The 26,958-nt window shown below is 44.9% G+C and carries 21 protein-coding genes and 1 tRNA gene; 1 reads left to right on the top strand and 21 read right to left on the bottom strand.

Annotated elements, in window-relative coordinates:
- Nucleotides 1-124: 124 nt before the first annotated feature.
- A complete protein-coding gene (locus GT674_RS12565) occupies nt 125-1,051 on the bottom strand; it encodes a hypothetical protein (RefSeq protein ID WP_161286022.1) in 927 nt (308 codons plus the stop codon).
- A gap of 134 nt (nt 1,052-1,185) precedes the next feature.
- Between GT674_RS12565 and GT674_RS12570 the strand changes: the two genes are divergently transcribed.
- A tRNA-Pro gene (locus GT674_RS12570) sits at nt 1,186-1,259 on the top strand.
- Between the two features lie 169 nt (nt 1,260-1,428).
- Here the strand turns inward: GT674_RS12570 and GT674_RS12575 are convergent.
- From GT674_RS12575 to gltB, 20 genes are all read right to left on the bottom strand, one after another.
- Complete coding sequence (locus GT674_RS12575; protein WP_161286023.1) at nt 1,429-1,908, bottom strand: fibronectin type III domain-containing protein; 480 nt, start codon at nt 1,906-1,908, stop codon at nt 1,429-1,431.
- Nucleotides 1,909-2,024: 116 nt separating this feature from the next.
- The gene (locus GT674_RS12580) at nt 2,025-4,688 is read right to left on the bottom strand and encodes an isopeptide-forming domain-containing fimbrial protein (protein WP_161286024.1); all 2,664 of its coding nucleotides are present in this window, start codon (nt 4,686-4,688) and stop codon (nt 2,025-2,027) included.
- Nucleotides 4,685-5,905, bottom strand: a complete 1,221-nt coding sequence (locus GT674_RS12585) for a hypothetical protein (RefSeq protein ID WP_161286025.1) — start codon at nt 5,903-5,905, stop codon at nt 4,685-4,687. The genes GT674_RS12580 and GT674_RS12585 overlap by 4 nt, the downstream gene beginning before the upstream one ends.
- Nucleotides 5,906-5,919: 14 nt before the next feature.
- Nucleotides 5,920-6,465, bottom strand: a complete 546-nt coding sequence (locus GT674_RS12590) for a hypothetical protein (RefSeq protein ID WP_161286026.1) — start codon at nt 6,463-6,465, stop codon at nt 5,920-5,922.
- A gap of 29 nt (nt 6,466-6,494) precedes the next feature.
- Complete coding sequence (locus tag GT674_RS12595) at nt 6,495-7,148, bottom strand: TasA family protein (RefSeq protein WP_161286027.1); 654 nt, start codon at nt 7,146-7,148, stop codon at nt 6,495-6,497.
- Nucleotides 7,120-7,614: a signal peptidase I gene (locus GT674_RS12600; protein WP_161286028.1), complete on the bottom strand. Its 495-nt coding sequence runs from the start codon at nt 7,612-7,614 to the stop codon at nt 7,120-7,122. Before GT674_RS12600 ends, GT674_RS12595 begins: the two co-directional genes overlap by 29 nt.
- 239 nt (nt 7,615-7,853) lie before the next feature.
- A complete protein-coding gene (ilvC, locus tag GT674_RS12605; RefSeq protein ID WP_161286029.1) occupies nt 7,854-8,873 on the bottom strand; it encodes a ketol-acid reductoisomerase in 1,020 nt (339 codons plus the stop codon).
- 91 nt (nt 8,874-8,964) lie between these two features.
- Complete coding sequence (ilvN, locus tag GT674_RS12610) at nt 8,965-9,462, bottom strand: acetolactate synthase small subunit (protein ID WP_022214762.1); 498 nt, start codon at nt 9,460-9,462, stop codon at nt 8,965-8,967.
- A 153-nt stretch (nt 9,463-9,615) separates the two neighbouring features.
- Nucleotides 9,616-10,668, bottom strand: coding sequence for a tyrosine-protein phosphatase (locus GT674_RS12615; protein ID WP_161286030.1), 1,053 nt, complete (start codon nt 10,666-10,668; stop codon nt 9,616-9,618).
- A gap of 18 nt (nt 10,669-10,686) precedes the next feature.
- On the bottom strand, nt 10,687-11,499 hold the full coding sequence (locus GT674_RS12620; protein ID WP_161286031.1) for an HAD family hydrolase: 813 nt from the start codon (nt 11,497-11,499) through the stop codon (nt 10,687-10,689).
- A 22-nt stretch (nt 11,500-11,521) separates the two neighbouring features.
- Nucleotides 11,522-12,790: a M18 family aminopeptidase gene (locus GT674_RS12625; RefSeq protein WP_161286032.1), complete on the bottom strand. Its 1,269-nt coding sequence runs from the start codon at nt 12,788-12,790 to the stop codon at nt 11,522-11,524.
- Between the two features lie 132 nt (nt 12,791-12,922).
- Nucleotides 12,923-14,137 (bottom strand): LL-diaminopimelate aminotransferase, encoded by a 1,215-nt coding sequence (locus tag GT674_RS12630; RefSeq protein ID WP_161286033.1) that lies wholly within the window; start codon nt 14,135-14,137, stop codon nt 12,923-12,925.
- 29 nt (nt 14,138-14,166) lie between these two features.
- Complete coding sequence (gatB, locus tag GT674_RS12635; protein WP_161286034.1) at nt 14,167-15,612, bottom strand: Asp-tRNA(Asn)/Glu-tRNA(Gln) amidotransferase subunit GatB; 1,446 nt, start codon at nt 15,610-15,612, stop codon at nt 14,167-14,169.
- Nucleotides 15,609-17,084 carry an Asp-tRNA(Asn)/Glu-tRNA(Gln) amidotransferase subunit GatA gene (gene gatA, locus GT674_RS12640; protein ID WP_161286035.1) on the bottom strand — a complete coding sequence of 492 codons (1,476 nt, stop codon included), beginning with the start codon at nt 17,082-17,084 and terminating at the stop codon, nt 15,609-15,611. Before gatA ends, gatB begins: the two co-directional genes overlap by 4 nt.
- A gap of 13 nt (nt 17,085-17,097) precedes the next feature.
- Nucleotides 17,098-17,391 (bottom strand): Asp-tRNA(Asn)/Glu-tRNA(Gln) amidotransferase subunit GatC, encoded by a 294-nt coding sequence (gatC, locus tag GT674_RS12645; protein WP_161286036.1) that lies wholly within the window; start codon nt 17,389-17,391, stop codon nt 17,098-17,100.
- Nucleotides 17,392-17,434: 43 nt separating this feature from the next.
- Nucleotides 17,435-18,766 carry an aspartate--tRNA(Asn) ligase gene (gene aspS, locus GT674_RS12650; protein WP_161286037.1) on the bottom strand — a complete coding sequence of 444 codons (1,332 nt, stop codon included), beginning with the start codon at nt 18,764-18,766 and terminating at the stop codon, nt 17,435-17,437.
- 49 nt (nt 18,767-18,815) lie between these two features.
- Nucleotides 18,816-19,364: an ANTAR domain-containing response regulator gene (locus GT674_RS12655; protein WP_161286038.1), complete on the bottom strand. Its 549-nt coding sequence runs from the start codon at nt 19,362-19,364 to the stop codon at nt 18,816-18,818.
- Between the two features lie 89 nt (nt 19,365-19,453).
- Complete coding sequence (gene glnA / locus GT674_RS12660) at nt 19,454-20,761, bottom strand: type I glutamate--ammonia ligase (RefSeq protein WP_161286039.1); 1,308 nt, start codon at nt 20,759-20,761, stop codon at nt 19,454-19,456.
- 128 nt (nt 20,762-20,889) lie between these two features.
- Nucleotides 20,890-22,374, bottom strand: coding sequence for a glutamate synthase subunit beta (locus tag GT674_RS12665; RefSeq protein ID WP_161286040.1), 1,485 nt, complete (start codon nt 22,372-22,374; stop codon nt 20,890-20,892).
- Between the two features lie 15 nt (nt 22,375-22,389).
- Complete coding sequence (gltB, locus tag GT674_RS12670) at nt 22,390-26,943, bottom strand: glutamate synthase large subunit (protein WP_161286041.1); 4,554 nt, start codon at nt 26,941-26,943, stop codon at nt 22,390-22,392.
- Nucleotides 26,944-26,958: the final 15 nt, after the last annotated feature.

Genomic DNA, 26,958 nt, shown 5'->3' on the forward strand with positions numbered 1-26,958 from the left:
CAAAATCTTTTGGTTTATAATTTGTGATTTTTGATGTGTTCATAATATACCTCCATAAGTATATTTAAACACATTTAGCATCTTTTTGCAATATATTTAGTTGCTTATATCATCCTCCTTTTATTTAAAATTTAATTTTATATTGTGCTACATAAGCCGGACGAGAAGCTGCATTAAACAGAGCTCCGTACATATTATCATAATAACGACCATTGATCATTACAAAACTGTGTCCCTCTGCCAATGTGATTACATATGGCTGATATCCCAGTTCCTTTGCCACTGCTGCTACGGAACTTGCTATTCCATAGCAATTGCCGGTCAGACCATTCTGAAACATCTGAAGTGCATATTTATATACCCATTTGCGGCTTCTGAATTCAGCCGGGCTGGGATCCATATTTCCCACAAATCTGTTATAGGCTATAATGTAATTAAAACATGCTCGCAGTTTTTGATAATTAGTCATGCCTGAATTTGTATGATTTGCAATAAATCTCCTCGCGGCTATCTTACAGCGTGCCTGTGTAGAATCTGCAGCATAGCCATTCCTGCCAAGCCTGAGACCGCCTATCGTTTTGTTTACAACGCATCTTCCACTTTTGTATGCGTAATATATCTTTCCGTTTACTTCCTGCCATCCACTGACAGCTCTGCCATATTTGTCAACAATAAACCAGTTTTTGTTTATCTTTACAACCTTCGTCTTTCCAGGTAATACTCTGTGAGACTTCATATCAAAGATATAACGTGTACCTTTTATATCGTAAGAGCCACCCCTGGCTGCCACACCATTTGCACAAAACCAGTAATATTGTCCTTTTATCTTCTTCCATTTATTTCGGATGGGTTTATTATTCACATAATAACGATATCTGCCCTTCTCCTTGACAAGCCCTTTCTTAATAGAAATACTGTTCTTTTTATCGGAAGCAGATATCTTTGAACTGCTATCTGATGCCGCCTGAACCCTCCATGTGCCACACGAAATGGCTAATATGCAAATGAGTACCGCAAACATCGTCTTACCGGCCCACTTTTTCCTTTTCAATTTCACCTTCTCCTCTCCTTCTCAGTGTTTTATATTATAATATATTCCATTATTAATTTCAATCAATTACCTTATAAAAATAAAAAGCGGTTGCAAAAGTATTTTTAACTTGTTATAATACTACACAGATTCGTCGGGGTATGGCGTAGCTTGGTAGCGCGCACGGCTGGGGGCCGTGAGGTCGCAGGTTCAAATCCTGTTGCCCCGATTTGATATTGCAGAAGCAAAAATCCCGGAGTCTGATGACTCCGGGATTTTTTATTACCTTTATTACCTTTTTTGAAACCTAATTCAATATTTTTATTTTACATTTACTCAAATATTTCTGCTAATGTCATAGAAATTTTCAGAAAGTCTTTTAGCACTCCTTAATCAGCTTATTTTATTTTGACATTTCTGACATTGCTCCATTTGGAGTACCAGTAATTACTGCCTACCTTTTTGTAGGTCCGGACTCTCACATAGTATTTTCTTTTACTCTTAAGTCCTTTGAAGGTATAGCGTGTTACTTTTGTATTTTTTGTTTTGGCACCAGAAAATTTCGCATTTGTCGCATACTGAATCTGATATCCTGCATTGCCCGCCGTTTTTTTCCACGTTACCTGAAGTTGTCCTTTTCGAGAACTCTTGGCTGAAGAAAGGGTTGTTTTCTGTAAATTAATGCGGAAAGTTGTTTTGCCGGAATACTTTTTATAATTACCCTTGCCCTGAATGGTAATCATTGCAGTTCCTACAGCCGTATTGTTTTTATAGGATACTGTATAATATTTGCCGGAAATCTTTTTGTTTCCTGCGTAGACTGTTACAGCCGGTTTCTGTGCTTTTCCGTTATATGTGACTGCTGATTTTGAAGACACTACTTTGAAATTATAACTTTTAAGTTTTGGAATACTCCTGAATTCCAGATTTTACAAAATGTTTTTTACACAATAAAAGAGCACTCGTTTTCAGAATGCTCTTTCTTTACAGTTTTTTATTCTGTTTTTTTCACTGGTATTATGTTTCTTACTATATCTGTATGGCTGTATCCGTCATAACGCGTTTTTATATTGGTAAAGGTAAGCTTCGCCGTTTTGTTTTCTCTGTCCAGGACTGCAATTCCGTCTTTTCCTGTAATCTGCACATTTGAGGTATCGGCAGTAACATCCTGGAATCTATAGCGCAATGTCTCTTTTTCACTGATCGTATATCTGCCAAGTGGAATCCTGGAAATCGTACAGCTCAGAATCGCATAGTCATCTTGTTTATTATAATTTCCCTTCTCAAATTCTACATAATTTTCATAACTATGTTCCATCCCTCTCTGATCTTTTCCGGTTATTATAAAACGAAAAACCGGATTTCCATGTGCCCAGATAATATCCTTTTCCAGAATCTTCTTTGTCACTGTAATCTCACCATATGGAAGTCGGGCAAGTGTATTCTCTGCTTTTAGTGTAAAATCCTGTTCCATATCCAAAATGGAAATATCTTTTTTCCATCCACCTATATATCCTGCAGGTGCCTGTGTCTCAACAAGTCTGAATTTACCTTTGTTCTGTCCGGTATACTGCAATTTTTTGCTATATGTTTTTGTTTTCTTCGAATATGAAAGCCTCTGTCCTGCAGATGTATAATTCTTCTTCTGTTCGTTCCATTCATACACTTCAAACACTGCATCTGACAGGATTATGTTTGCATCGGCTGCGTCTGTCTTTTGAATACTGCAATTTCTTTCGATGCTGCCTCTCACCCACGATACATTCGTTTTTTGGACATCTGTCATCCTGGAAGATTCCAGCCGCCTCTCAGCCTGATTTGAAATATGATAATACATTCCGTCTTTATAATGTCCATGACCGGCAACTACTCTGTCAGCTTTCACCTTGACATGAATCCTGAAATAATATGTCACATTGTTGCACACCGCATCTGACTTAAGGAAACTGTCCACAGCTGTAAATTTTACTGTATTCTGTGCATTGCTGACCGTAAACCGCTGTGTAACATCATTTCCGAGTGCGGTCTTTACAGAAGCACTCCTGTATTCCAGACAGGAATCCAGTTTATCTGTAAGCTCAAATTTTTTATAATCTCCCGGAAGGACTGTCTGTGCTATCACATAATCAAATTCTCTGTTCTTTGGAATATGATAGGGTTTTTCCTCCGCTGTATCTGATTCTGATTCATGACGTGTCATATCACTGTAAGCGGCATTCGTATTGCCGACTTTTTTCTCCGGTTTTTCATTTGGCTCATACGTTCCGACTGTCTGTGCTCCTGACATAAAAAATGCAGTATAAGGATTAACACCATTCAGTCCAGCCTCTCCTGCAAGCCAGTTTAAGGTGAAAGATTTGTTAAAATCCACATGGCACCATCCTTTGACATCATCAATCTCTGTTGCCACCCCTTCCGGTGCACGCACTTCTGTGTATGCACCACCATTACTTGTAGTTCCTGTCGTAGCCTGCAGATGCTTATATCCACTTCGGATATACATGGCATCCACTCCCCAGCCATCATATACACGAAATCCCTGTCCACCGTCGAGGTCCATCATTGTCACATGTCCCTTCGGATAAATCTGATTTCCTGTTGCATGGTCAAAGAACTCAAATTTAAAGCGCACGCTTCCTGCAGAGACCGTCGAAAAGGCAATTCTGTCATTATAAAATAAAATGCAGGGAGAAATCACCGTATCATCCACGCCTATATGAGAATAGCTCACCGCTCCCCATTCCGGTACAGTGATTCGAAGATCCACGATCTTTCCTTTATATTCTCCTACATTTGTATATTTTACAGAAATTTTGCCCTTCTGATCTGCATTCTGAATGCTGCATGCAGAAAATGTATTTTTATAATTCGTCATTCCTTTTTGGGACCAGCCAAACTGTGCATCCAGTTTAGATGGAAGATTCGCAGAAGCTCCGCGCACTTCCGTCAGCTTTGTCACTCCTTTGCGAAACGCATATGCAAATGCATATTCCGCCCGCATTTTGTAGTTTTCCGCCACTGCCTTTACGGCTACGGTTCTTGCGGCTGCCGCGACATCTTCTGTCTCTTTGCCATCTGTAAAAATATCTGCTTCTTCTGCTGTTTCCTCATGATCCTTTTCAAATTCAGCCCGCAGAAGAACCTGTCCCTGGGGCATAAAAAACTCATATTTCTGATTTTCTCCCAGAGTTACAGAAATATTTTCTCCTTCACTTTCTGCCATTACTTCTCTGCATTCATACCCGTCAAAAGGCTGAATATAAAATCCTACGATTTCTCCTGCCTGAAAAGTATGCTCCTGCTCCTGTAGCTGCTGCAATCCTTCTTCACTCAGATCTGTTTTACTGTTTTTCTCCAGATTAAGAAGATCCGCTTCAAACACGATCACACCCTGATCAGCACTGGTTATTACCTCAAAATAATCCTCCGCAGAATCCTGTTCAAAATCTGTCTCCGGAGATTCCTCAAATTCACTGCTGTCGCCTTCTGAAAATTCTGGTTCCTGCTCTTCTATTGGGATTTCTTCCTCTTCTGTCTCATCCTGAAATGTTTCCTGCTGCTCTCCTGAAAGTTCCATATCCGAAGCGGCAGAGATTCCTGTCACGGCAGAAACTGCGAGCAGCACAGCAAAAACGCCGGAAATCACCCTTTTTTTCATGTTCGCCTGCCTCCTTTCCATGTTTTGACCATGAGCAGCAGACCACCGGAAGCTATAAGAAGTGCGAAAAGAACTCCTGGTCTTGATAAATCACCGGTTTTAACATGAGCTGTTTTTCGGCCTTCGACATCTTTTGCTGCTGTTGTTCTGCCAGAGTCTTCTTTTTTTCCGGAAGTTTCTCCTGTGTCGGGGACGACTTCCTTTGCCTTCTCATTGACCGTGAAGATCCAGGTAACGTCTGCTGATTTCTGTGCCATTCTGTTATCCCACTCCGTGGGAACTTCCAGACGAAATTTCATATTTCCGGTTTGCCCGGATGAGAACCTTCCAAGTGATCTGTTTTTTTCAAGTCCTGCTGATTCCAGATTTCCTCTGTACAGAATCTCATTTCCCATTGCCACCGTAAGCTTCACGTCCTTAAGCATAGCCCTCTTCTCTTCGTTTCTGCCCTTCACGCTGGTGCGAAACAGAAGCTCTGCCGGATCATCCGTAGTATTCGACAGGGTGATCGTATCTGTAAGAACATCTCCCGGCATTGCAGTTCCGAGATTTGTAAAAAAATCTCCCGGCACAGCCAATAGTTTATGTGCTTTTCCATTAAATTCTACCGTCAGCTTTGTCTGCGGTTTCTTACAGGTCATTATTCCGTTTTCTTCGTGAATACACTGCCGGATCAGCTGATTTCCCCAGGGTGACATTGCCGCAAAATCCGGTGTGAAATTTGCTGCCTGAATTGCCTCTGCCTGAATGATCATTCCCAGCTTCTGAAGCTCATGCTCCTTTTCCCAGGAAGCTGGAATGTGTACACTCTGAAACAGGTCGACAGATTCTCTCTTCTTCAGAATACTTGTATAATAGTAGTATTCACCACGTCGGATCCATTTGGCAGGAAAACCTGAAAGGTTTGTGTCATTCAGACCTTCCAGTTCCTTCACCGAATTTGTATACAAAATCCTGGCACGCACCCAGCATGGAAGTGCATGATTTGTAATTCTGGGAATTTTGGATATCACGGCACCCGGAAGGATCTCGCCGGTGTTGCTGTAAGGAACTTCCTTTGTCCCCTTTTTTTCATATTCTTCCATGCTGATCTTAATATCTCCCACTGAAATATGATTCACGACCTGTAAAGTGTCCGAGAAATACCCATATGTCCCTGACACACACAGAAGACCCAGAAAGAGAATTCCTGCTGCTGTCTTTATTCTTTTTCTCATCGCTTCTCTCTCCTTTATGTACAGTAATATTCCCATGCACTTTTGTAATCTCCGAATCCGGCTGCCTGCACCGATTCTTCATAAATCTGTACTTCAAAGGTGTCAATCTGATCCAGATAGGTCTTTTCCAATTTTGATGCATCTATAAAGATCCCGGAAAAAAGTGGTGTCGTCTTTTCGCCTTCTCTGAGGATTTTTTTATAATAATAAAATCCATCCTCCGCCTCCAGCCAATTCGTCCTGTCTAGCTGTTTCAGTACTGCCGCCCTTCCTATATCCGAATTGGAATAACCGACAGAAACTCTTACATAACAGTCGACAAGAGCGGCTTCTCCCTGTCCGTTTACAATCCTTACCTCTTTTGGAATATCAGAATTTTCGTCTTCCGGAATTGGTGACGGTATAGGGAAATCTTCCTCGATTGTCGTGGTATTCTTTCCGATCCCAATCGTATTTACCATCTGGTCATGTGAGGTCAGATACGCATTTGTACCTCCAATCCCCAAAACAAATCCCAGTAATACTGCTCCTGCCATTGCCAGTCTCTTCCTGTTTTTCATGCCCTTTACCTGCTTTCTTTTTTGTCATTTTATGGTGTGACACCACCTTCTTTATCCTTGTTCTGATTTACATATTTCTCATAAGCTGCTTTGGCCTGATCGGTCACACTTCCCGAATCACCTCCGGTATAAGAAGTCTGGATCGCATATGCTCTGATCGGTATGTTCAGTTTCTGTTCATCCAACTGTCCCTCAATGAGATTGATAAATTTCACGGAATCGAACAAAGCATCTGTTGTCTGTTCCGGTTTCAGAATCTGATTATATGCATAGACATAAATCTGATCCTCTCCAGCCTTTCTGGAACTTAATTTCGTCCAGGACGACGAAGCCTGAAAAGAAAACAGCTCCTGATTTTTCAGATCCAGTCTTGTGCCATCTTCCGCTGCGGTCTCCACATCTGCCATTGGAACGGCCACTTCCAGATACACGAATGCATCATTTACTCCTGTGTTTTTGATCTGAGGATCTTTTTTTACTTCTTTACCAGGTTCAATCTTCGTCTGCTCTTCCTGATCAAATCCCGGTTCTTCCAGATCGATAGAAACTTTTCCCACTGTAAACTGATTATCCGCCTTATCAAAATCCGTCAGATACGCGGATATTCCGCCAACGGATGCCAGGCATAAAATGCCCGCCGCAAGTCCTGCTTTTTTAAGATTTCTCTTCTTGTCTTCTTTCATATTGAATTCTCCTTTCTGTCAGTTCATTTTGGATAAAGAAAAAAATTTCCTGACCGATCATTACTGTCAGTATGGCCAGAATTGTTCTCTGCTTCATAAAAGTCACCAGATATCCGACAAACGGTATGCTAAATATCACTGTTCCCAGCACCTGCTCTACCTCTACCGGCAGCGGATCTTCGCCTTCGTTTGCATCTCCTTTTGTGATCAGAACTGTTCCTTCTCTTCTCACGACACGATGCGTTATCCGTACATCACGCAGGCGGTAAGTGATAATATCTCCTGTTTGCGGATCTCGTCTTCTGGTATCTGTAAACACCAGACCTCCTGTCCTGATCCCCGGTTCCATAGAACCCGACAGGACCACATCTGTGGAAATTCCTGTCCTTGAAAGAATCAAAAACAGCAGGCCTGCAATTCCAAACAGGGTTAGAAAAAAACGCCCTGCCTTTTCTGCTGTTTTCATAGATCTGCCTTTCTTTTTTATATAAAATTTTCAGTCTGTCAAAATTCATGAATTTAAACCAAAAATGGATTTTCGAAGAAACTCTTTAGAAGAAGAGTCCCGGCAGAGAGGTCTGCCTTGTGTAAGATGGTCTTATCATACTCTGCGATACCTTGAAAGTCAATCAGATTCGTTCCTCTTATTTCGGCAAAAAAAGACGCACCCAAAAGGGTGCGCCCACTAAAATACAACAGATTTATTTAGTTGTTGATAAGTTTGTCTTCGCCATTCCAGCTGTACAGTTTACGGATTTCCTCGCCAACTTTTTCTGACGGATGCTCGGAAGCAAGCTTTCTCATTGCTTTGAAGTGAACCTGTTTTCCGGCGTCAGACATATCAAGCAGGAATTCTTTTGCAAAAGTACCATCCTGGATGTCTGTAAGAATCTGTTTCATAGCTTTCTTTGTTTCTGCTGTAACGATCTTCGGTCCTGTGATGTAATCGCCATATTCAGCAGTGTTGGAGATGGAATATCTCATTCCTGCGAATCCTGACTGATAGATCAGGTCAACGATCAGTTTCATCTCATGGATGCATTCAAAGTATGCATTTCTCGGGTCATATCCAGCTTCGCAGAGAGTTTCGAAACCTGCCTGCATCAGTGCAACAACTCCACCACAGAGAACTGCCTGCTCTCCGAAGAGGTCTGTCTCTGTCTCTGTACGGAATGTTGTCTCAAGAAGACCAGCTCTTGCTCCGCCGATTGCAAGACCATAAGCAAGTGCTTTGTCAAGAGCTTTGCCTGTGTAATCCTGCTCTACAGCTACCAGACATGGAGTTCCTTTTCCAGCCTGATATTCGCTTCTTACTGTATGTCCCGGTGCTTTTGGTGCGATCATAGTAACATCTACGTTCTTTGGTGGAACGATGCATCCGAAATGAATGTTGAAACCATGAGCAAACATCAGCATGTTACCTTCTTCAAGGTTTGGCTCGATGTCATCTTTGTAAAGTTTAGCCTGTTTCTCATCATTGATCAGGATCATGATGATGTCAGCCTGTTTTGCTGCTTCTGCTGCTGTATATACTTTAAAGCCCTGCTCTTCGGCTTTCTTCCAGGACTTGCTTCCCTCATACAGACCCACAATGACATTACATCCTGATTCCTTTAAGTTCAGTGCATGTGCATGTCCCTGGCTGCCATAACCGATAATCGCAATGGTCTTACCATCCAGTAATCCTAAATTACAGTCTTCCTGGTAAAAAATCCTGTTTGCCATCTTTGTTTCCTCCTAAGCTATTTGTAAATTTTTTCATAATTTATCGTTAAGGGCTGTTACCCTTAGCAAACACTGTTATTATGTAAAACTCCTATAAGAATTTCACATCACTGGCACCTCTGGAAAGTCCGGTAATACCAGTTCTTGCAAGTTCCAGTATCTCATACTCTCCCAGAAGGTCAATCAGAGCACTTAACTTACTCTTGCTTCCTGTCATTTCAATGACCAGGGAAGTCTTGCCGACATCAATGACGTTGGCACGGAAAATATTTGCGATGGAAATGATTCCCTCTCTCTGCTCCGGTCTCGCTGCGACCTTCACAAGAACCAGTTCTCTACTCACACTGTTATCCGGCTCAAGAACCTTGATATCTCTTACATCTACCAGCTTGGCAAGCTGTTTGGTGATCTGTTCCAGAATCATGGAATCTCCACTGCATACAACTGTCATTCTGGAATAACGCTCATCTGCAGTCACACCAACTGTCAGGCTGTCAATATTATAACCGCGACGGCTGAAAAGTCCGGAAATACGGCTCAAAACACCTGCGGTGTTATCTACTAACAGGGACAAAATTCTCTTTTGCATAACCCACCTGCTTTCACCACTTTAATCTTTTAAACAATTCCATTGTAAAATTGTCTGCATGTTTTACATTATAGCAATATTAATTCGTTTGTCAACGTCAAATTTTGCTGTATTTGTATACTAACGCATACATTTCGCCATTTTTCTGTATTTTTATACAAGATATTTTCTGCGGAGTGCCTCTATTGCCTTCGGAGTCAGATAAAGAGCCTTTCTCATGAACACTTCCTCACTTCCATAATCCTGCTCGATCGTCTCAAAAACGGCTTCCAGATATTCTTCTTTTACACGATACAGAGCTTTGATCTTATCCATGGTTTCATTGTCCACGATCATCTTGGTCTCCAGAAGCCGGATCATATGCTGTAAATCTTCCTCCAGATAACGGTTTGTCCGAAGATAATCTTCCATGATCGTTTCTCTCGGAATTCCCAGTGCACAGAGAAGAAGTGCAGTTCCGACACCCACTCTGTCTTTTCCCATGCTGCAGTGCCACAGTACGGCCCCATCTTCCTGATGCAGAAGGACATCCAGAAAACGCGCATACTCTTTTACGGAAAAATCATCCCGCACAAAAGAAATGTACTGTTTCTGCATAAATTCATCGATTGGCTGGTCAAATCCAAGCAGCATCTCCAGAAGACCTTTTGATCTTGTGATTCCCAGGGTCTCTTCGTCCACGATCGGAATCTCATGGTACTCCACTCCCTCCAGAATACTGTCCGGTTTTTGCAGAATTTCCATTCTGGTACGAAAATCAACAACAGTTGACAAATGATATTCGTCAAGCAGGGTATCCTCATCCTGGAGAGATATATGATAGAGACAGCCGCTGCGCAGAAGCCTGTGAGGAAGAATATGCCTTCCGTCCCTTGCTATAAGTGCACCGAGATCGCGGGTATTTGGAAGACTTTTAAGTGGAATCCTGGCTCCTTTGGGAAATCCTGTCGCAAGTTCCGGATTCAGGACCTTAAGAAGCTGGATACAGTCTTTGATCTCTTTGTCTGTCATCTCAAATTCATAACGCTTCCGGCGTCTGGTAATGATCACCAGCGAGCTGGTGCTGAACTGCTTGTGCATTCCACCCTCGACACCTTCGCGTCTCATATATGCCCACAGGATATCTTTACATGGAAGATAATTGATCAGCATTCTTTTTGCGAAGATAAAATTTCCGTCCTCGATTCTTATTTTTCCAAATTTCATATCTTTCTCCTGCCTTTCTCAGATCAGGCCGAGTTTTGTGAGTCCGTTCCGGATTCCATAGTGAAACATATCTGTGGTCACATAGTCTGCCAGTTCCCGGATCTTCTTTGAGGCATTGCCCATAGCCACCTTTGTTGCCGCATATTCAAACATGGACAGATCGTTGTTGCTGTCCCCAAATACTACTGTATTTTCCCATGGGATATCAAAAATCCGGCATACCGCTGCGATTCCGACAGCCTTATTACAGCCCTTCGGAACAAGCTCGATTGTCGTTCCTACAAAATCATTGTTTTCATGACGGATCACATCATAATACTGTGACAGTTCCAGACATGCCTGTCTGTCATTGCAGCCCGCTGTCATCTTGGCACTGATCTTGTTGATATGCATAGTATCCTCATATCCTCGGATCGGTCTCCATTTTGGTCCAAGTGCCTCAGTAATGAGATCACGGTACCAGTTGATCTCCAGCGTATATTCGTCCTTATCATAATACATGAAATCTGCTCCCTCCATAACCGGGACCAGACCATATTTACGAAGGACCTCAACAGAAAGCTTCGCCACTTCCGGCGTCATCTCATTATTATACAGCCGGACACCATCCTTCTCGATCGTCGCTCCGCAGGCACTGATCATGCCGGTAAACGGGATCTGCTCCAGATATCCCGGCACAAAAGCCCTGCTTCTTCCGGTGCACAGCCATGCCTCATGTCCGTTTTCTCTCAGTTTGCGGATCGCTTCCAGTGCACTGTCCGGAACACCCTTTTCCATGTCACAGATGGTGCCGTCCGCATCAAAAAATACTGCTTTCTTTTCCGTATTCATGCTCTTTCCTCTTTATGTAAATTTATGCAAAAAATTCCTCTGCCACTTTTATGAAATAACTGGTATCCTTTACTCCGGCAGTCTCATACGGTGAATGCATGGAAAGCTGTGGAAGACCGATATCTACCGTGTTCATCGGAACCTGTGTATTGGAAATATTTCCAAGTGTAGATCCTCCCGCCATATCAGAACGGTTCACAAAGGTCTGATACGGAACTTCTGCCCTGTCACAGAGATCTTTGAAGAATGCCGCAGAAACCGCGTCTGTACAGTATTTCTGATTTGCGTTGTATTTGATGACGATTCCCTCATTCAAAAGCGGATGATTGACCGGATCTGTCATATCTGCATAGTTCGGATGCAGGGCATGTGCATTGTCCGCCGAGATCATGAAGCTGTCTGCAAGCGTCATCAGATATTCTTCATAGGTTCTGCCCAAACCATTATGAATGCGAAGCAGTGTATCCTTTAAGAAGGTAGATGCCGCACCCTGCTTTGTACCGCTTCCAACTTCTTCATTATCAAGAACACAGTGAACAGCGATGCAGTCCGCCTTCTTTGCACGCACAAAGCCCTCCATGGAAGCAAATGCACACTGCAGGTCATCCAGTCTGCCACAGGAGGCAAATTCGCGTTCTGCACCCCATATGGAGCCTTCCATGCGATCATAAAGGAAAAGATCATGGCTCAGGATGTCTTTTCCATCTACGCCAAGCTGTTCTCCAAGAAGCTTCTGCAAAGACACATCCTTTCCGCCCATACTGAATAACGGAAGCATATCTTTCTGTGCATTATAGGAGATTCCGCTGTTTGCCTCACGGTTCATATGGATCGCAAGATTCGGGATCATCACCAGATCACGGTCAAAATTGACCAGTCTTTCTTCTAATTTTCCGTCTTTTCGAACGATCACTCTACCGGCGATGGACAGCGGACGGTCAAACCATGGTGCCATCAGCATACCGCCATATTTCTCCACATTCAGCTTCACATACTTCTTCTCTACTACGATCTCTGGATTTTCTTTGATCTTGAAAGACGGTGAATCACTGTGGCTAGCTATGATATGGAACTTCCAGGATTCCTTCTCCGGTATGGAAAAGGCGATCAGTGCCGAATGATTCCGTGTGACCACATAGTTTCCTCCCGGAACCAGTTTCCAGTGTTCCTTCTCGGAAAGCACCTGGAAGCCTTTTTCTGTCAGTCTGTTCTGCATCTCTTCTACTGCATGGAATGCGGTAGGGCTTTTTTTAATAAAATCAAGCAGTTCTTTTGTTGTTTCATAATACATATCTCATCAAACTCCTCATCTGTCTGTTCTGCCCTTGATTATACGTTATTATTTTGCTCCTGACAATGCCAATCTCACCTTCACAGACGGAAAAACAGGGTGCCGTCCCGACACCCTGCTGCCATTTTTTTATTATAAAGCTTTGATCCTGCGAATTGCCTCTAACGTATTCTCATAGGTTCCAAATGCCGTCAGACGGAAAAATCCTTCTCCGTGTGCACCAAATCCTGATCCCGGAGTGCCGACAACGTGGGCTGTCTCCAGAAGATAGTCGAAGAAATCCCAGGAGCTCATGTTATTCGGTGTTTTGAGCCAGATATACGGAGCATTCACACCACCGGATACAGAATATCCTGCCTCTTTCAGTCCATGATAGATGGTATGTGCATTTCTCATATAGTAGGCAACCTGTTCTTTCAGCTGTGCCTTTCCTTCCGGAGAATAAACAGCCTCACCTGCTCTCTGTACGATATATGGAGCACCATTAAACTTGGTTCCGTGGCGTCGTGCCCAGAGGTCATGAATGGCAACATCTTCACGGACAAGATCTTTCGGAACAACTGTAAAACCAAGACGTACACCGGTAAATCCTGCATTCTTGGAAAAGCTTCTAAGCTCAATCGCACAGGTACGTGCGCCCTCACACTCATAGATACTGTGCGGCACATTTTCCTCTGTGATATAAGCCTCATAGGCGGCATCGTAGATGATCACAGCACCATTCTTGTTTGCATAGTCTACCCATTCCTGGAGCTTGTCCTTCGTGATCGCTGCACCGCTTGGGTTATTCGGGAAGCAGAGATAGATAATATCCGGAGTTTTCACCGGAAGTTCCGGAAGAAAACCGTTATCTTCCAGACACGGCATATAGATCACTCCGTCAAAGTTCTCGTTCTTTTTGTTGTAATCGCCGGTACGTCCTGCCATAACATTTGTATCTACATATACAGGATAAACAGGGTCGCAGACTGCTACTTTGTTATCTATACCAAAAATCTCCTGAATGTTTCCAGAATCACTTTTGGCTCCGTCAGAAACAAAGATCTCATCGGCACTGATCTGGCATCCGCGTGCCTCATAGTCATTTTTTGCGATCGCACTTCTCAGGAATTCATATCCGAGATCCGGTGCATAGCCATGGAAAGTCTCGGCATTTGCCATCTCATCTACAGATTTGTGAAGTGCCTCGATGATTGCCGGTGCAAGCGGCTGTGTGACATCACCGATTCCAAGACGCACGATCTCAACATCCGGATTTGCGGCCTGATACGCAGATACTTTTTTTGCAATAGTGGAAAAAAGATAACTGCCTGGCAGTTTCAGATAATTTCTATTTACTGTTACCATAATATTACATCTCCTGTACTATCAGATTATCACTGATTTTTTCTCTTTTCTACTTCTTTGACAATTGCCTCACGGACTGCATCCGGGCTTGCCTTGCCTTTGAGTTCTCTCATCATTTTTCCGACAAAAAATCCGAAAACTTTTTCTTTGCCGCCAAGAAGTTCCTCAAGCGGTCCGGGATTCTCGTCCATGATCTTCTGCAGTGTATCATTGAGGAGTCCTGTATCCTCCACAATCTTAAGACCGTGCTCCTCAATATAGGATACCGGCTCAATGTCCTCGTCAAAGACTTTTTCGAATACTTTTTTTGCATTCTGTGCACTGACTTCTTTTTTCTCTACCATCTGGATCAGATCTGAGAGATGTTCTGGTGTAAAGGAAACCTTCTCCACATCAAGACCTTTGTCCTTGGTCAGACGGAGAACTTCTCCCATAAACCAGTTTGCTGCTTTTTTCGGGCTGCCGCAGAGGTTTGCCACTTCCTCAAACAGCTCGGAAAGATGTCTGGATTCTGTAAGGATTCCTGCATCGTATGCCGGAAGCTCAAATTCCTGCTGATAACGAAGCTGTTTTTCTTCTCGAAGTTCCGGCTGTGAACTGCGGATCTCATCGATCCACGCATCTGAAATATGGATCGGCGGAAGATCCGGATCCGGGAAATAACGATAATCCTTGGCATCCTCTTTGGAACGCATTGCATGAGAGGATTCCTTGTTGTCATCCCAACGGCGGGTTTCCTGCACAACGGCTCTTCCCTCTTCGATCAGCTCGATCTGACGTTCTCTCTCTCCCTCAATCGCTCTTGCAATTGCCTTGAAGGAGTTCAGGTTCTTCATCTCTGTTCTCGTTCCGAAGGTTTCACTGCCGACTTCACGGACGGACAGGTTGACATCGGCACGCATGGAACCTTCCTGCAGCTTGCAGTCAGATACACCAAGATACTGCATCATACAGCGAAGCTTCTCAAGATAGGCAATGACTTCCTCCGAGCTTCTCATATCTGGCTCGGATACGATCTCGATCAGTGGAACGCCACTTCGGTTATAGTCTACCAGAGAGCAGTCCTCCCACTCATCATGGATCAGCTTTCCGGCATCCTCTTCCATATGCATTTCGTGAATGCGGACTTTTTTCTTTCCGGCAGAAGTTTCAATCTCTACCCAGCCATCATGGCAGATTGGCAGATAAAGCTGTGATATCTGGTAGTTCTGCGGGTTATCCGGGTAAAAATAGTTCTTTCTGTCAAATTTGCAGTACTGGTTGATCTGACAGTTTGCCGCGATGCCGGCTTTGAGTGCAAATTCAACAACCTGACGGTTCAGTACAGGAAGAGAACCCGGCATTCCGGTGCAGACCGGGCAGGTATGTGTGTTCGGTGCTCCACCAAACTCTGTCGAGCAGCCGCAGAAAATCTTTGTTTTTGTCGCAAGTTCTACGTGAACTTCAAGACCGATGACGGTTTCATACTGTTTCATGCCTCTCTGCCTCCTTTCAGAGGAGTGGGAAATACCCCTCTTTCTGCTTCATACGCAGCTGCTGCACGGAGGATCTTGTGCTCTCCGAAGCAGTTTCCGATCATCTGGACACCAATCGGCATTCCGGCTTTGTCCTGACCGCACGGAACTGTGATTCCAGGCAGACCACAGAGGTTTACGGCAACGGTATAGATATCGCCAAGGTACATGGCAAGCGGATCCTTGAGGCTTTCTCCAATCTTCGGCGCAGTATAAGGAGCTGCCGGTGCAAGGATCACATCATATTTGTCAAAGGCACGGTCAAATTCCTGTTTGATAAGAGCTTTTGTACGAAGTGCCTTCAGATAATAGGCATCGTAATAACCAGAACTCAGTACAAACGAACCAAGCATAATACGACGTTTGACTTCCTCACCGAAGCCTTCTGTCCTGGTCTTTTTGTACATATCGTGAAGTCCCTCATACTCAGCTGCACGGTAGCCGTATTTGACACCATCGAAACGTTCCAGGTTGGAACTTGCCTCCGCACTGGCGATGATATAGTAGGCTGGGATCATATATTCCATAGTCTCCACAGCGAAAAATTCTACAATCGCTCCCTGTGAGGTGAGGACTTTGAGTGTATCCATGAATGCCTCTTTGACTTCCGGGTCAAGCCCCTTTGCAAGGAATTCCTTCGGCACACCGAACTTCATTCCGAGAAGTTTTTTCTCCTCGATGCTCTTTGAGAAATCAAGATCCTTACGATCCAAAGACGTGCTGTCTTTCGGATCGTGTCCTGCGATCACTTCCAGAAGTGCGGCACAGTCTGCCACATCCTTTCCCACAGGTCCGATCTGATCCAGGGAAGAAGCATAGGCAACCAGTCCATAACGGGAAACTGTACCATAGGTCGGCTTGATTCCGGTCACACCGCAGAAAGAGCTTGGCTGACGGATAGAACCGCCGGTATCAGAACCAAGTGCCAGATAAGCCTCTCCTGCTGCCACAGCGGCACAGGAGCCACCTGATGAACCACCAGGTACATGTTCCAGATTCCACGGGTTTCTTGTTACGCCATAGGCAGAAGTTTCTGTCGTACTTCCCATGGCGAATTCATCCATATTTGTCTTACCTATGATGATCATTCCGGCTTTTTCCAGACGGTCGATGACCTCCGCATTATACTGCGGCACAAAATTCTCCAGAATTTTTGATGCACAGGTTGTCTTTTTGCCTTTGATGCAGATGTTGTCTTTGACTGCGATCGGCACTCCGGCAAGCGGACCTGTGTAAGTACCATCCATGATCCCCTTCTCTACTTCTTTTGCTCTTGCAAGGGCATCTTTCTTATATATATCAAGATATGCGTGTACTTTGCCTTCTTTTTTCTCAATCTGGTCAAAAACCTCTTTGACACCGTCTGAGACTTTTACCTGACGCTGTCTGATCTTTTTGGCCAGCTCAAGGGCTGTCATTGTCTCCAGTTCCATAATATGTTCTCCTCTATCCAATGGTCTTTGGTACCTGATACTGTCCTTCTTTTTCCTTCGGTGCGTTCATGAGCATTGCTTCCCTGTTATCTCCGTTTGTCACAACATCCTCACGAAATACATTTTCATCACCAAAAATATGAGACAGCGGCTCCACGCCATCTGTATCCAACTCGTCCAGTTTTTCTACATAATCGAGCATTTTCTGCATATCCTGTTTTGCCTTCTCCTTCGCTTCATCCGTCAAAGAAAGCTTTGCGAGGATGCATACATTTTCAATTGTCTCGTCATCTATAATTTTTGCCATCTGACCTTTCCTCCTTCTCTTATGGAATACTGCCTTTGCACAGTTACGGCTCCAGTCTGTTCAGATCTCTCGGGAACAGACATGCTTCACGGACATTTTCTTCTCCAAGAAGCTGCATGGTCAGACGCTCCAGTCCGATACCAAGTCCTCCATGTGGCGGCATACCATGTTTGAAGGTATCCAGATACTGTTCCATTCCTTCTTCTTCCATGCCTCTTGCTGCGATCTTGGCTTTAAGCTGGTCGTAGTCATGGATTCTCTGTCCTCCGGTCGTCACCTCAAGTCCGTGGAAAAGAAGGTCAAAGCTTAACGTAAATTTCTCATCGTTTGGATCATCCATTGCATAGAACGGACGTTTCTTGGACGGATAGTGAGTTACAAATACAAAGTCCGCATCGTATTCTTCTTTGAAATATCTTCCGATCAGAGCTTCCTCCTCCGGTTCCAGATCATATGGGTTGCGGATCTTACGGTTATATTTCTCAGCGACAAGCTCTTTGGCCTTGTCAAAACGTACCGCCGGGATCTTGTCGACTTTTGGAAGCTGGATTTTGAGGATCTGAAGTTCCTTAGCATAGTCTTTCCTCAAAAGCTCAACTGCATACTGAAGAAATCCTGTTTCCATTGCCATGATCTCTTCAAAGCTGTCGATATATCCCATCTCAAAATCAAGACTGGTGTATTCATTCAGATGACGCTTGGTGTTGTGTTTCTCAGCACGGAATACCGGTCCTGTCTCAAACACTCTGTCAAACACACCGACCATCATCTGTTTGTAGAACTGTGGGCTCTGTGCAAGCACTGCCGGTTTGTGGAAGTAGCTGAATTTAAAAAGGTTCGCTCCACCCTCGGCTCCTCTTGCTCCGATCTTCGGTGTATGGATCTCTGTAAATCCGTTTTCATAAAGGTAATCACGAAAAGCACGGGTAAGAGCTTCCTGAATCTTGAATTTGGATCGTTCCTGGATGTTACGGAGTGCGATCGGACGCAGATTCAGTTTGGCCTCCAGAGATGTGTTTAATTTCCATTTGTCGATCGCGAGCGGCATCGGCTCTGCCGGCTGTGACAATATCTCAACCTCCCGGATACGGATCTCTCTTTCATGAGGAGCACGTTTCTCCTCATTCAGGATTCCCTTTACACGAACTGTCATCGCCTCTTTGAGATCATGGATTGAAATATCTACTTTTTCATTTTCAAAAACTGTCTGAAAGAGTCCCTCTCTTCTTCTGAGGATCACAAATGCAACATCACCCATATTACGGATGCTGTGAACTGCACCTTCCAGAACAACTTCCTGATTCAGAAGAGATTCTCCCAGTAAATCTTCCCATGAACTGATTTCTTTTTTCCATGTACCATCCAAAAACTCCATTTCCTCATCCTCCATATATATATAAGTCTCTTAAAAGTTTTTCAGTCTGTCATCCATCATATAAAAGCATCAAAAGCATCTGTGCAGTTTCTACCATATTTGTCCCGGAATCCATACTGGATTTCTGAATATAACGATAGGCTTCATCTTCACTTAAATGATTCCTTTGCATCAGCATCATTTTGGCATTGGATATATAATTCTGTTCCTTCCAGGACCGTGCCTTAGGTTTCTGTTTCTCTTTTCGTCTTCTCCGCTCCTGCTGCGTCAGGATCATATTTACCGTATTGACAAGATCACTCGCCTTAATCGGCATCTGTACCGACAGAATCGATGTCGGCACCTCACAGATTACCCTCGCAGATGCAAGCAGCAGCATTTCAAATTCTCTCGGCATACATTCCGAAAGATCCAGATAATTCATATCCGGAAGCCGGTGGCTGCAGATCAGCACACCGCTTCCAAGTTCAGACGCACTTGACAGAGCATTTGATGCAGTTGTACATACAGATGCAACGATAAACCCATGCCGTTCCAGAACTGCACGGATTTTTTTTGCATCTTCAATTTGGGGTAATGCGATCACGATGCTGCTCATACAAGTGTCTCTCCTCTTTGTCGTTACTGTTCACTCCGTTCACAGCGGGATATTACCTGTGAACAGTTACTCTTTTTCGTCTTATGTGCTTACAGGCGATACAGGTATTCCTCTACTTCCCAGTCTGTCACCTGTCTGGTATAACGAAGCCACTCATCCTTCTTGGCTGAAAGATAGGTTTTGCAGAAATCCTCGCCCAGTATTCCGCGGATCCATTCGCTGTTTTCAAAAAGCTCAATCGCATCCTTCAGTGTCTCCGGAAGATGCTCAGGTGCCTGATCCTGATTGGCAATATTAGACGATTTTGCAGGAGAAATCTTATTTCGGATTCCATCCAGTCCGGCTGCAAGACATACTGCAAATACCAGATATGGATTCGAAGCCGCATCCGGACTTCTCAGTTCCACCCTTGTTCCTTCGCCTCTTGTCACAGGGATACGGACAAGAGAATTCTGATTGTGCTCTGTCCAGGTAAGCTCTGTCGGTGCATCATATCCCGGCACAAGACGCTTATAGGAGTTCACGATCGGATTCGTGATCAGTGCCATCTCCCTGCTGTGTGCAAGAAGTCCTCCTATAAAATAGCGTGCCTCCTCACTGAGTTCTCCCGGATGATCTGTATCCTCAAACAGATTTCTGCCGTTTTTGAATAAAGAAAACTGGATATGCATTCCGGAACCATTTACTTCTGATTTCGGCTTCGGCATAAAGGTTGCATGAAGGCCGTGACGTTTTGCCACGATGCGGACTGCCATCTTGAAAGTCATAATACAGTCTGCAATATCACGCACCTCGTCATAGCTGAAATCAATCTCATGCTGTGCCGGAGCTGCCTCATGGTGAGAAGATTCCACCTCCATCCCCATATCTTCCAGTGTCAGTACCATATCACGTCTTGCATTCTCGCCGAGATCCAGAGGACTCATGTCCAGGTATCCGGCCTTTTCATGTGTCACCGTTGTAGGATTTCCATTATCATCTGTGTGGAATAAGAAAAACTCACACTCAGGATCGATATAGCAGGTATATCCTTCCTGCTCTGCTTCTTTCGCTACATGCTCAAGAATATATCTCGGACTGTTTTTGTATGGTGTACCATCTGGACAGTAAAGATCACAGATCATTCTCGCAACTTTTCCCTGCTGCGGACGCCACGGCAGGATTGCAAATGTATCCGGTACCGGACGAAGATAGAGATCGGATCCCTTCTCCGGATCCATTCCCGCAATCTGTTCCGCGTTGATGATACACTGATTATCTAATGCACGCGGAAGTTCCCGGGCAGTGACAGCAATATTTTTGATCGCACCGAACATATCAGTAAACTGAAGACGGATGAACTCTACATCCTCCTCCTCAACCATCTGTAATATTTCTTCTCTGGTATAATTCCCCATGCCATTCTCTCCTTATGATTTAAGTATAAAAAAAAAGGGCGTACTTCCGGAAGGTAACCCTCCGAAAGAACGCCTTTGTTCATGCAGGTATTATAGCAACCGGCATGGTCTTTGTCAACGTTTTTTTCTCAGAGATTTGTGTATCCCATCAGGGACTCATCTACTGCTTTTGCAGCCTCCCGGCCCTCGCGGATCGCCCATACGACCAGTGACTGTCCTCTGTGCATATCACCGGCTGTAAATACCCGCGGTACCGAAGTTGCATAATCATCCGGCTTTGTATCAACATTTGTTTTTCCATTGACTGCCACATGGAAGGCATCTGTCACATATTTCTGACTTCCGAGAAATCCTGCCGCGATCAGAACCAGATCTGCCGGGATGACTTTTTCACTTCCCTCAACAGGAACCATCATCATTCTTCCGGTCTTTTCGTCCTTCTGCGCTTTGAGATCTACAATCTTTGCCTTGCACACGTTACCGTTTTTGTCGGCAATGAATTCTGTGACGGTTGTCTGATAGATTCGAGGATCATGCCCGAAAACTGCGATTGCCTCCTCCTGGCCATAGTCTGTCTTTAAGACTCTCGGCCACTGCGGCCACGGATTGTTTGCCGCACGCTCCACCGGTGGCTTCGGCATCATCTCAAGCTGAGTCACGGATTTTGCACCCAGGCGGACTGAAGTTCCCACACAGTCATTTCCTGTGTCACCGCCGCCGATAACAAGGACATTTTTTCCTTTTGCCAGTTCATAAGGAACTTTGTCAAAATTGCTGTCCAGAAGTGTCTTTGTGACCATTCCCAGGAAATCCACCGCAAAGTAGATTCCTTTTGCTTCTCTTCCCGGCACTTTGATATCTCTCGGGTTTGATGCACCGCAGGCAAGCACGACTCTGTCATACTGTTTCAGAAGTTCCTCTGCTTTGATGTCTTTGCCCACGTTTGTATTAAGGACAAATTTTACTCCCTCTTCTTCCATGAGGCGGATTCTTCTGTCTATAACAGATTTCTCCAGTTTCATGTTCGGGATTCCGTAGCGGAGAAGTCCGCCCGGTCTGTCACTTCTTTCATAGACTGTGACGCTGTGTCCTCTTCTGTTCAGCTGCTGTGCTGCAGCAAGTCCGGACGGTCCGCTTCCAATTACAGCAATCGTCTTACCGGTACGTACATTCGGTTTCTGAGGCTGCACCCAGCCTTCTTTGTAAGCAGTCTCAATGATCGCTCTCTCATTTTCCTTTGTGGCAACCGGTTCTCCGTTTAAGTTGCAGGTGCAGGCAGCCTCACACAGTGCCGGGCATACTCTGGAGGTAAATTCCGGAAAACTGTGGGTCTTGGACAGTCTTAAATATGCCTGTTTCCAGTTTCCTGTATACACCAGATCATTTGTCTCCGGTACAAGATTGTGCAGCGGACAGCCTGAAGCCATTCCACCAAGCATCATTCCTGACTGACAGAAAGGAACGCCGCAGGCCATGCAGCGAGCTCCCTGAAGTCTCTGTTTTTCTTTGCTGAGCGGAGTCCGGAACTCATTGAAATTTGCAATCCGAACCTTTGGAGGCAGCACTTTGGCTGTCTCCCGGTTATAATCTAAAAATCCTGTTGGCTTTCCCATGTTTCCTCATCCTCCTTAATGCTTTGCTCCGATGCTTTCATAAAATGCTTCCATCTGTGCCTGTTCACTTGTCAGTCCTTTTTCTTCCAGTTTGGCACTGAGAGTAAGCATCTTTTTGTATTCGTTCGGAATCAGTTTCTTAAAGTGCGGCAGGTAAGCATCAAAATCAGCAAGCACTTCTGCACCCCGTCTGGAACCTGTTGCCGCAACATGGGCTTCGATCAAATCACGAAGTTCTTTTTCATCATATTTATTCTCTACTTTCTCAATAGAGATCATAGATTTGTTGATATTTTTGTAAAGTTTGTTTTCAATGTCAAGGACATAGGCGATACCACCACTCATACCTGCTGCAAAGTTCTTGCCGGTACGTCCAAGTACTACGACACGTCCGCCTGTCATATATTCACAGCCATGCTCGCCTACACCTTCTACTACTGCACTGGCGCCTGAGTTTCGAACTGCAAAACGTTCTCCTGCAACACCATTGATAAATGCGTATCCGCTGGTAGCACCATAGAGTGCAACGTTACCGATGATGATATTGTCTTCTGGTTTATAGGCAGCTTTCTCCGGAACCTTGACGATCAGTTTACCGCCGGAGAGGCCCTTTCCGAAGTAGTCGTTGCTGTCACCGGTAAGATTCAGAGTGAGACCTTTTGGAATAAAGGCACCGAAGCTCTGTCCGCCAGCTCCATGACAGTTGATCACGATCGTATCATCCGGGAGTCCCTTTCCGGTCTGTCTGGTGATCTCTGCACCGAGGATCGTACCAAAGGTACGGTCTGTATTTGTCACATCAACATCCAGTTCGATGTGTTCGCCCTTTGCGATCGCTTTGCCGCATTTCTTAAGAAGGACTTTTTCATCCAGTGTCTTTTCCAGTTCAAAATTATAGACTGCTTTTGGATCAAAGGTCACCTTCTGTCCGTTTCCGGCATATGGATTGTTCAGGATCGCGCTCAAATCGATCTTGCCTCTGTGCGGCTCTGCCTCGGAGGCTTCTTTGGACTGTCTTAACAGGTCTGTACGTCCTACCATTTCATCCACTGTATGTACGCCAAGACGTGCCATGTATTCTCTCAGTTCCTGAGCAATAAACTTCATGAAGTTTTCAACGTATTCCGGTTTTCCGCGGAAGCGTTTGCGAAGCTCCGGATTCTGTGTTGCCACACCTACCGGACAGGTATCCAGGTTGCAGACACGCATCATGACACAGCCCATGGTTACAAGCGGTGCTGTCGCAAAGCCAAATTCCTCCGCACCAAGAAGTGCTGCAATTGCAACGTCACGGCCGCTCATCAGCTTACCATCTGTCTCAATACGGACACGGTTACGCAGTCCGTTCATGATCAGGGTCTGATGTGTCTCTGCAAGACCAAGCTCCCACGGAAGTCCTGCATTGTGGATGGAGCTTCTCGGAGCTGCACCGGTACCACCGTCATAGCCTGAGATCAGGACAGTCTGCGCTCCTGCCTTGGCAACACCGGCTGCAACAGTACCTACACCTGCCTCTGATACAAGTTTTACAGAAATATCTGCGTAAACGTTTGAATTCTTAAGGTCATAGATCAGCTGTGCCAGATCCTCGATGGAATAGATATCGTGATGAGGCGGCGGGGAGATCAGACTTACACCAGGAGTGGAATGACGTGTCTTTGCGATCCAAGGATAAACCTTCTTTGCCGGAAGATGTCCGCCCTCACCTGGTTTCGCACCCTGTGCCATTTTGATCTGGATTTCTCTTGCTGATACCAGATAACTGCTGGTAACACCGAATCGTCCGCTGGCTACCTGTTTGATCGCGGAGCAGCGGTCATTCTGGCTTCCTGCGGAAGCAATACGCTCATCACTCTCTCCACCTTCACCTGTATTGGATTTTCCATGGAGATGGTTCATCGCGATTGCAAGTGTTTCATGTGCTTCCTGAGAGATGGAGCCGTAGGACATCGCACCTGTCTTGAAACGTTTTACAATCTCATCGACGCTCTCTACTTCCTCGATCGGGATTCCTTTTTCCGGATAATTAAATTCCATCAGTCCACGAAGTGCCCCGTGGCTTTCCTCATCTACCAGTGCAGTATACTGTTTGAACAGGTCATAACTGCCCGTCCAGGTAGATTCCTGAAGCAGATGGATGGTCTGTGGATTGTATTTATGCTCCTCTCCCTGACTTCTCATCTTGTGTGCACCGACACTGTCAAGGGTCAGATCTGTATTTAAGCCAAGCGGGTCAAATGCCTCTGAGTGGAGTTTCTCCACGTTATCTTCGATATCTTCCAGAGTGATTCCACCCACACGGCTTACTGTTCCGGTAAAGTATTTGTCGATTACTTCCTGAGAGATACCAATTGTCTCAAAGATCTGAGATCCCTGATAAGACTGGATCGTAGAGATACCCATTTTGGATGCGATCTTGACGATACCGCTTAAGACTGCATGGTTATAGTCTTCTACTGCTGCATAGTAATCTTTATCCAGCATATGGTTGTCGATCAGTTCACGGATCGTCTCCAGTGCAAGATATGGGTTGATCGCACTTGCACCATAACCGAGCAGAGTTGCAAAATGATGAACTTCTCTTGGCTCTCCGGACTCTACGATCAGTGCCAGTGAAGTACTCTTTTTGGTCTTTACGAGATGCTGATGTACTGAGGACACTGCCAGAAGAGACGGGATCGGCATATGATTCTCATCTACACCACGATCGGAAAGCACAAGGATATTTGCACCGTCACGGAACGCCTTGTCAACCTCTACGAAGAGACGGTCGATCGCTCTCTCGAGTTTTGTACTCTTATAATAGAGAGTTGAGACAACGGCAACCTTAAATCCGTCGGCATTCATGTTTTTGATCTTCAGCATATCTGTGTTTGTGAGGATCGGATGAAGGATCTTGAGTAAATGGCAGTTTTCCGGCTGCTGCACCAGAAGATTTCCGTCTTTACCTGCATAAACACTTGTGGAAGTTACAATCTCCTCACGGATCGCATCGATCGGCGGGTTTGTTACCTGGGCAAACAGCTGTTTAAAGTAATCAAACAGCGGGCGATGCTGTTTGGAAAGCACTGCCAGCGGTGTATCCACTCCCATGGCTCCGATGCTCTCTGCCCCGTTCAGTGCCATGTTGCGGATAGAGGTACGATACTGTTCGTAAGTATATCCAAATGCCTTCTGAAGACGTGCTCTGTGCTCCGGTGTGTATTCCTCCATACGGATATTCGGGATCTTGATATCTTTAAGCTGTACGAGATTGCTGTTCAGCCACTCACCATACGGCTGCATTTTGGCATATTTTTCTTTCAGTTCATCATCATCGATAACTTTCCCCTGAACGGTATCCACCAGGAGCATTTTTCCCGGATGCAGACGCTCTTTGAGAACAATTTTTTCCTCCGGAACCGGCATAACACCAACTTCTGAAGAAAGGATCATATAGCCATCGGAAGTGATGTAATATCTGGATGGACGAAGACCGTTACGGTCAAGCACTGCTCCCATCACATCTCCATCCGAAAACAGAATGGATGCCGGTCCGTCCCATGGCTCCATCATGGTTGCATAATACTGATAAAAATCTCTCTTCTCCTGAGAAATTGTATCGTTGTACGCCCACGGCTCCGGAATAGTGATCATGACTGCAAGCGGAAGCTCCATACCACTCATAACAAGGAATTCCAGGGTATTGTCAAGCATTGCCGAGTCGGAACCATTGCGGTTTACAACCGGAAGGACTTTGTGAAGCTGTCCTTTGAGGTACGGAGATTCCATATTTTCCTCTCTGGCAAGCATCTTGTCAGCATTTCCACGAATAGTATTGATCTCACCGTTGTGTACGATAAAACGGTTCGGATGTGCTCTCTCCCAGCTTGGATTGGTATTGGTACTGAATCTGGAATGTACCATCGCAATCGCAGATTCATACTCCGGATTCTGAAGATCAGCAAAGAAGGTACGGAGCTGACCTACCAGGAACATACCTTTATAGACAATGGTACGGCTGCTCATGGAAACCACGTAGGTATTATCATTACTCTGTTCAAACTCACGGCGGGCAATATAGAGCATACGGTCAAATGGAAGTCCTTTTTCTACTTCCTCCGGTTTTTTGATAAATGCCTGCATGATGCATGGCATACACTCTTTTGCTTTGTGTCCGAGAACCTCCGGGATCACAGGAACGGTTCTCCAGCCAAGAAGCTCCAGTCCTTCTTTTTCCACAATGATCTCAAACATCTTTTTGGCCTGGGCACGTTTGATCTCATGCTGCGGGAAGAAAAACTGTGCGATACCATATTCTCTTTCCTCACCGATATCGAAGCCCTCTTTCTTACAGGCTTTTTTGAAAAATTTATGGGAAATCTGCAGAAGGATACCTACACCGTCACCGGTCTTGCCTTCCGCATCCTTACCTGCACGATGCTCCAGATGTTCTACGATCCTGAGAGCATTTGCAACAGTTTCATGTGTTTTCTTTCCTTTGATATTGACAACTGCACCGATACCACAGTTGTCATGCTCAAATTCCTGGCGATACAGACCTTGATCTTCTCTCATTGCTTCCTGCATAATCTTCGTCCTCTC

The sequence above is a fragment of the Blautia sp. BIOML-A1 genome, assembly GCF_009883055.1.
In the GTDB taxonomy this organism is placed as follows: Bacteria; Bacillota; Clostridia; order Lachnospirales; family Lachnospiraceae; genus Blautia_A.

Bases quoted from the DNA above. Each gene is read 5' to 3' on its own strand.
- GT674_RS12580 (WP_161286024.1), bottom strand. From the start codon at position 4,688: ATGAAAAAAAGGGTGATTTCCGGCGTTTTTGCTGTGCTGCTCGCAGTT.
- GT674_RS12585 (WP_161286025.1), bottom strand. From the start codon at position 5,905: ATGAGAAAAAGAATAAAGACAGCAGCAGGAATTCTCTTTCTGGGTCTT.
- GT674_RS12590 (WP_161286026.1), bottom strand. From the start codon at position 6,465: ATGAAAAACAGGAAGAGACTGGCAATGGCAGGAGCAGTATTACTGGGA.
- GT674_RS12595 (WP_161286027.1), bottom strand. From the start codon at position 7,148: ATGAAAGAAGACAAGAAGAGAAATCTTAAAAAAGCAGGACTTGCGGCG.
- GT674_RS12600 (WP_161286028.1), bottom strand. From the start codon at position 7,614: ATGAAAACAGCAGAAAAGGCAGGGCGTTTTTTTCTAACCCTGTTTGGA.
- ilvC (WP_161286029.1), bottom strand. From the start codon at position 8,873: ATGGCAAACAGGATTTTTTACCAGGAAGACTGTAATTTAGGATTACTG.
- ilvN (WP_022214762.1), bottom strand. From the start codon at position 9,462: ATGCAAAAGAGAATTTTGTCCCTGTTAGTAGATAACACCGCAGGTGTT.
- GT674_RS12615 (WP_161286030.1), bottom strand. From the start codon at position 10,668: ATGAAATTTGGAAAAATAAGAATCGAGGACGGAAATTTTATCTTCGCA.
- GT674_RS12620 (WP_161286031.1), bottom strand. From the start codon at position 11,499: ATGAATACGGAAAAGAAAGCAGTATTTTTTGATGCGGACGGCACCATC.
- GT674_RS12625 (WP_161286032.1), bottom strand. From the start codon at position 12,790: ATGTATTATGAAACAACAAAAGAACTGCTTGATTTTATTAAAAAAAGC.
- GT674_RS12630 (WP_161286033.1), bottom strand. From the start codon at position 14,137: ATGGTAACAGTAAATAGAAATTATCTGAAACTGCCAGGCAGTTATCTT.
- gatB (WP_161286034.1), bottom strand. From the start codon at position 15,612: ATGAAACAGTATGAAACCGTCATCGGTCTTGAAGTTCACGTAGAACTT.
- gatA (WP_161286035.1), bottom strand. From the start codon at position 17,084: ATGGAACTGGAGACAATGACAGCCCTTGAGCTGGCCAAAAAGATCAGA.
- gatC (WP_161286036.1), bottom strand. From the start codon at position 17,391: ATGGCAAAAATTATAGATGACGAGACAATTGAAAATGTATGCATCCTC.
- aspS (WP_161286037.1), bottom strand. From the start codon at position 18,766: ATGGAGTTTTTGGATGGTACATGGAAAAAAGAAATCAGTTCATGGGAA.
- GT674_RS12655 (WP_161286038.1), bottom strand. From the start codon at position 19,364: ATGAGCAGCATCGTGATCGCATTACCCCAAATTGAAGATGCAAAAAAA.
- glnA (WP_161286039.1), bottom strand. From the start codon at position 20,761: ATGGGGAATTATACCAGAGAAGAAATATTACAGATGGTTGAGGAGGAG.
- GT674_RS12665 (WP_161286040.1), bottom strand. From the start codon at position 22,374: ATGGGAAAGCCAACAGGATTTTTAGATTATAACCGGGAGACAGCCAAA.
- gltB (WP_161286041.1), bottom strand. From the start codon at position 26,943: ATGCAGGAAGCAATGAGAGAAGATCAAGGTCTGTATCGCCAGGAATTT.